At 59.0% G+C, this 3,487-nt stretch carries 4 protein-coding genes and 1 pseudogene; 3 read left to right on the forward strand and 2 right to left on the reverse strand.

Features of this window, described 5'->3' with window-relative positions; all coding sequences use genetic code 11:
* Window positions 1-233 (forward strand): TetR/AcrR family transcriptional regulator C-terminal domain-containing protein (locus GNZ13_RS46860; protein ID WP_236002500.1); only part of this gene is annotated, 233 nt, incomplete at its 5' end.
* A gap of 109 nt (window positions 234-342) precedes the next feature.
* Here GNZ13_RS46860 and GNZ13_RS46865 read toward each other — a convergent pair.
* Window positions 343-948 (reverse strand): annotated as a pseudogene (locus GNZ13_RS46865) (DUF2242 domain-containing protein); the annotation flags it as partial.
* A gap of 569 nt (window positions 949-1,517) precedes the next feature.
* Complete coding sequence (locus GNZ13_RS51830) at window positions 1,518-1,805, reverse strand: hypothetical protein (protein ID WP_216675296.1); 288 nt, start codon at window positions 1,803-1,805, stop codon at window positions 1,518-1,520.
* A gap of 366 nt (window positions 1,806-2,171) precedes the next feature.
* On the opposite strand from GNZ13_RS51830, the gene GNZ13_RS46870 reads away from it, so the two are divergent.
* Together GNZ13_RS46870 and GNZ13_RS46875 are read left to right on the forward strand one after the other, a co-directional pair.
* Window positions 2,172-2,447 carry a CopG family ribbon-helix-helix protein gene (locus tag GNZ13_RS46870; RefSeq protein WP_172177837.1) on the forward strand — a complete coding sequence of 92 codons (276 nt, stop codon included), beginning with the start codon at window positions 2,172-2,174 and terminating at the stop codon, window positions 2,445-2,447.
* Window positions 2,444-2,767 carry a type II toxin-antitoxin system RelE/ParE family toxin gene (locus tag GNZ13_RS46875; RefSeq protein ID WP_172177839.1) on the forward strand — a complete coding sequence of 108 codons (324 nt, stop codon included), beginning with the start codon at window positions 2,444-2,446 and terminating at the stop codon, window positions 2,765-2,767. The genes GNZ13_RS46870 and GNZ13_RS46875 overlap by 4 nt, the downstream gene beginning before the upstream one ends.
* The last annotated feature ends 720 nt before the right edge of the window (window positions 2,768-3,487 follow it).

The raw sequence follows: 3,487 nt of genomic DNA on the forward strand, positions 1-3,487 counted from the left end.
CTGCGCGGCACGGAGCCCGTTTTCGGACTATCTGCGCGCGGCGGTGGCCCAACGGGACGCTGCAGCTCGATGACGTGGTTCTCGCGACCGGGCAATTCCTGCACCTGATGCTGCGCGGGATCCGTACGCGGCTGCTTTGCGTCACGAAACGGCGCCCCGGCGCGTCCGAGCGCGGCAACATCGCACGTCAGGCTGTTCGCGTCTTCGTCGCTGGATGCAAGGCGGGAAAGTGAGCGGACGAAACGTGGCTCGAGCACAGGTTCGAGCGCCCGGTACCGGCGACGCTTACTTGCCGCTCGTCGCCCTTTCCGGATCACTACCTGTCTGGGCTGCTCCGATTGGCGGCACGGCGTCGTTCATCGATGGCAGCGCCTCCTTTGGCGCTGCAGCGGTGGCAACAGCGGCAGGCTGGGCGGAGTCGGCCTTCAGGTAGTGATCGACTAGCGCGAAGAAACGCTGATAGAAAACGCCAGCAGGAATCGTCTCGCTCGCAACCTTCACCATCGAGTCATCGCTCGAGCCGATCGGCAGCGACAGCGATCCGAATACGCTCAGTCCGACGCTCGCCGACGTGTTGCTCTTCTTCAGCGCATAGCGATCCTGCACCGCGTTGACGTACGCCGTACCGCTGGTGCTTTTGGGGTCGTCGGTTGTGCAGACCACGTGGATTTCAATCACCGCGTGCGAATCGCTGGTGGGCTGGAAATTTTTCGATCCATCGACCGAATCGGGCCTCGTCGAACTGGCGATATATCCCTGGCTGAGCAACGCACGGCGGGCGGCTTCACAAGCGGGTTCCGCCTTCGCGGCGAACCTGTGCATATAGGGGCTATCGCCTGCGTCGAACTGTTCTTGCTGGTAAAGCGGCTTCGGCGTCGAGCACGCAGACAGTGCGCTTGCAAGCGCAAGCACGAAAGCCGCGGAGGAAAAGCGGAACTGAGTATGCATGGCTGAATACGATGGATCGGCTTGAGCGGAGCAGGGGGTCTGATGCCAGAAAGTCAGGACGCCCAATGCTCTTGCGCGGCATGAGAGGGACACATCATGCGGCCGATCCGAAAGTGAATGGGCCGCACCATTATAATTTTATTTCCCTACAACAACCTTCGACGTTGTCGTGAGCGCAGGTCCGTCACGTGTACGGCGGATGTGGCAAGCCGATACGAGGGGACGCATGATGCGGATCATACGATCGAGAAAAGGGCGCCGTGCCTTTCTGTGTGAGACCTGGACTGAAGCGGATGCGCGACCGAAGGCCACGCGTGTCCCTCGGCGTCCATCGTGCGCCAGGCAGGTGGGACGCGCCCGTCAATGCGCAACGCTCGACTTGAGCGGACTAATCTCGGTTTTTTAGTAGTGCATATTGGATAGGTTCACTGCTTGCCCCAAACTGGACAGCAAGCCATCGACAACGGCGGGTTAATACCGTGACCGACATGATTTCGCGGATCGTCCTGGTCCAGACTGGGGCAGCAGCTCTGTTCCCTGACGCTGATACAAGCCAGCGGGAACCACCGCTAACGCATAGCGCCGAGTTTCGAAACCATCGACGCTGAACGCGCGGCGAGAATGCTTCGGATCGCAGCAAGAGACTCTTCGGCCACCGGACTGGGAGTTTGTCGGTGTGGAACGGAAAACACCGGGGTCTTGACACCCAGGTGTTTGCAAACGGCGGAGAGATAAGGTTTGCCGGATCCGGCACACCGTTCGACTGTGACAGCAATCGCGGAATCACCGACGTGCCGACGCAGCCATTCGAGCGTTCGGCGGTCACTTTCGTTGTAGACCCTGACCAGATGTTCCATCATCCCTCCGGTGCTGTACAAAAATACAGTACTGTAAATATATACAGCTCGCAGCCCGGGAGCAAGACCTTTCGCTGATAGGACCAGGCCGTCGAGTACGACTTGTCAGCATGAAAAATAGCGCGGGATGTTGAAGCCGTTGCATCAGACGTTAAGAGGGCGGAATTGACCGCGCGTGGGCCAGACGGCTGAGCATTTTCGGGTCCACGTTGACACACGCCGGCGGATGGTCCGCGTGGCCACAAAAGATCTCCGATACGCTTGTGCGACAGCGTTTGCGGGAGGGCGCAGGCCTTCAGGCGATTCGCGACAGTCAATTTATTGTTTTACAATAAAAACTATTGGAAACTCATAATTGGGGTATCAATGACCGCAACAGCAACAACCCGGACCCTGACTGCGCAGGTACCCGTGGCGTTGGCCGAGGAGGTTGACGCCCTGGCCGAGCAGATCGAACGCCCGAAGCAATGGATCATTAAGAAAGCCTTGATCGCGTATTTGGCGCGTGAAAAGGAAAAGCGACGCCTGATCCAGGAGGGCTTGGACGACGTTGACGCGGGCCGTGTGGTTTCGATGGAGCAAGCCGAAGCGTGGGCGGATAGCCTCGGGACGCAAAACGAACGGCCGGTGCCGCGCGCATGACCGTGCCTGTTGCACTGACCAGCAAGGCCATGTCCGACCTCGCTCAAATCGCTGACCACGTCAAGCTTTACAACGACGTCACCGTGGCGCGAAAGGTAGTTAAGGCACTGTTGGCCGAAGCGAAGAAGCTGGGTGAGGATCACCACCACCGGCTCGGGGAAGAACTGGACGGGTACGACGGCCCGCCGCTCCGCGAGGTTCACAAGTGGGTGTGCTTGGGCGGACGATACGAAATCCATCTCGAAATCAAACCCGCATATGCCGATCCTCCCGCCACAATCTTCGTGCTCCGGGTATGGGACACGAGGCAGGACCGCTGACCAACGGGCATGACAAAGCGGGACATTTGCCCGCTTGCGCGGTGCGTGACCGGGGCAAGTTGCCTTGCACCCGCTCATGCGGGCGTAGCCACACTTCGCACATATTAGTGAGGCCCCGGGCCACTGAATGGCCTGGGGCCCGTAAGATCGGCGCTGGTGAGCATGCCGACACTTGCGGCGTGGCGTTCATCAGGCCCCCCAAAAGAAAACGCCCGCGCTATTCACGCAGGCGTTTCCGTGGCCCCGCTACCGCGCCCCAATGAACGATTTCTCGTCCGTTTCTGCTTCAGGGGCCGGCTTCCGCGCGGCTCCCTTTTAGTATAGGACGCGCAGCGGGATATCCAAGTCGGCGAAACTGGCGTTCACGAACCGCTCCGTTCCGCAGTTGGACCGTCGTTGGTTTGCACAATTTTGTTCCCGCGCGTGGCTAGTAGAATTGCGGCTGGCAGAGATGTCGGGAACAAGTTTGTTTCAAGAGGTTTTACAGAAAGTTGTTCCCCACACCAACGTTTGAGGCGATTTTGTAGCTGCCAAGTGCACCGCCGAATTGAATACCGATGAAAGCGCTCGCTGAGGTTGCTGGCGCAGTGCGAGAAGCTGGGTCTTTGGTATCACGCGGCACCTGGTTCAGATCTAGAGGCTAGGAACAAAATTCTGCAAGAGACGGGAACAGTTCTATGCAAACCAACGGGAGAGGATCGACTTGACATAACATAATTT

Source organism: Paraburkholderia elongata (genome assembly GCF_013177735.1).
Lineage (GTDB): Bacteria > Pseudomonadota > Gammaproteobacteria > Burkholderiales > Burkholderiaceae > Paraburkholderia > Paraburkholderia elongata.

What these genes read in the sequence shown, in the direction of transcription:
- GNZ13_RS46875 (WP_172177839.1), top strand. Translation starts at nt 2,444, where the DNA reads ATGACCGTGCCTGTTGCACTGACCAGCAAGGCCATGTCCGACCTCGCT.
- GNZ13_RS46870 (WP_172177837.1), top strand. Translation starts at nt 2,172, where the DNA reads ATGACCGCAACAGCAACAACCCGGACCCTGACTGCGCAGGTACCCGTG.
- GNZ13_RS51830 (WP_216675296.1), bottom strand. Translation starts at nt 1,805, where the DNA reads ATGGAACATCTGGTCAGGGTCTACAACGAAAGTGACCGCCGAACGCTC.